The following is a 1,234-nucleotide window of genomic DNA, read 5'->3' as shown; positions in this document are numbered from 1 at the left end:
GCTAGTTGCGGCGAATCCGGAGTGGGCGCGGCGTGTGTCCGGCATGGCGCGCCGGCCGGCGGCTGTCTGCCGCTGCGTTCGCCCGGCTCCGGCGGGCGGGGGTGCCTGCGCGCGGCGCACGCAGCGGTGAGGCTGCTGTGGCTCCACCCGCTCGTGGCGCCGCCGTGCCCGAGCTGGCGCGCTGGTGGCGGCTGCCTGCCGTTGCGTTCGCCCGGCTCCGCCCCGGCGGTTGCCCGCGAGCGGCAGGCACGCCTGACTCCCGCACCCTGTCCGGGGAGCACGACATGCCCGCAGCAGGCGGCACCGGCCTCGCCCGTGCTCATCCAGGGCGGATCAGGACCAGCGCGGTGGCCGCAGCGAGTAGGCCGGGTCCGTGCGGCACCCCGTTCCGCCAGCGGCGGGTGGCGGCCAGGACGGCTGTGACAAACGCGGCCAGCACGGTTGCCACCGGCAATGCGGACCAGCCGATGGAGCCGAGCGCCGCGCCGAGGGCGCCTGCCAGCTTGACGTCACCGGCGCCCATGGCATGGGGCGCCACGAGGTGGATCACCAGGTGCGCGCCGCCGAAGACGGCGGCCGCTCCGAGGGCCTTCGCCGGATCCGGCGCCACCGCGACGAGGAGCGGGTACGCGGGCAGCGTGAGCACGTCCGGCAGCCGCCGGTGGCGCAGGTCCGCCGCGATCAACGGCACGGCGAGCGCGGCCAGCACGAAGGCCGTCCAGGCAGGCGCCAGGACGGCGAGTCCCGCCCAGGCCGCGCCGGTGCCGAGCGCCACCACGGCGGCCGGCACCGGAGCTTCGGCTCTCCGGAGCAGGCTCACCGTCCCGGCACCCACTGTCGTTCCGGCGGCGCCGACCGCCGCCACGATTCCCCAGTTCACGAACCCAGACTGCGCCGCGGGCGGCGGAATGCCAAATCATGCGGCGCACGAAATTCCCACTCGCACGGCACCCGTCGCGCGAGTGGTCATTTCGTGACGCGCGAACAGTCCAGTCGCGGGCGCACGAGAATCCCACTCGCCTAGCCGGAGCGCGCGGGTTCGCACGAGTGGTCCTCTCGTGCGGCAATCAGGCCGCGCGAGAGGTCAAGTCGTCGTCGCGCGAGGTTCCCACTCGCGCAGGGCGACGTGTAGCGGCGGAAGTGGTTTTGGGGCGATGGCGGGAACTTGGAACGCGAAGGCAGGAGTTGGGGGGCGACAGAAGGTTCAACGCATGGCAGGCACCTGTGGCTGGGC

At 74.1% G+C, this 1,234-nt stretch carries 1 protein-coding gene; it reads right to left on the bottom strand.

The features are described 5' to 3' along the window. Positions 1–319: 319 nt before the first annotated feature. The gene (locus AMY39116_RS0341750) at positions 320–790 is read right to left on the bottom strand and encodes a prepilin peptidase (protein ID WP_020423530.1); all 471 of its coding nucleotides are present in this window, start codon (positions 788–790) and stop codon (positions 320–322) included. Positions 791–1,234 lie beyond the last annotated feature (444 nt).

It is taken from the genome of Amycolatopsis sp. ATCC 39116 (assembly GCF_000231075.2).
GTDB classification, from domain to species: domain Bacteria; phylum Actinomycetota; class Actinomycetes; order Mycobacteriales; family Pseudonocardiaceae; genus Amycolatopsis_E; species Amycolatopsis_E tucumanensis.
Note: the sequence above shows the minus strand (reverse complement) of the source record. Positions and strands in the feature narration are given on the sequence as shown.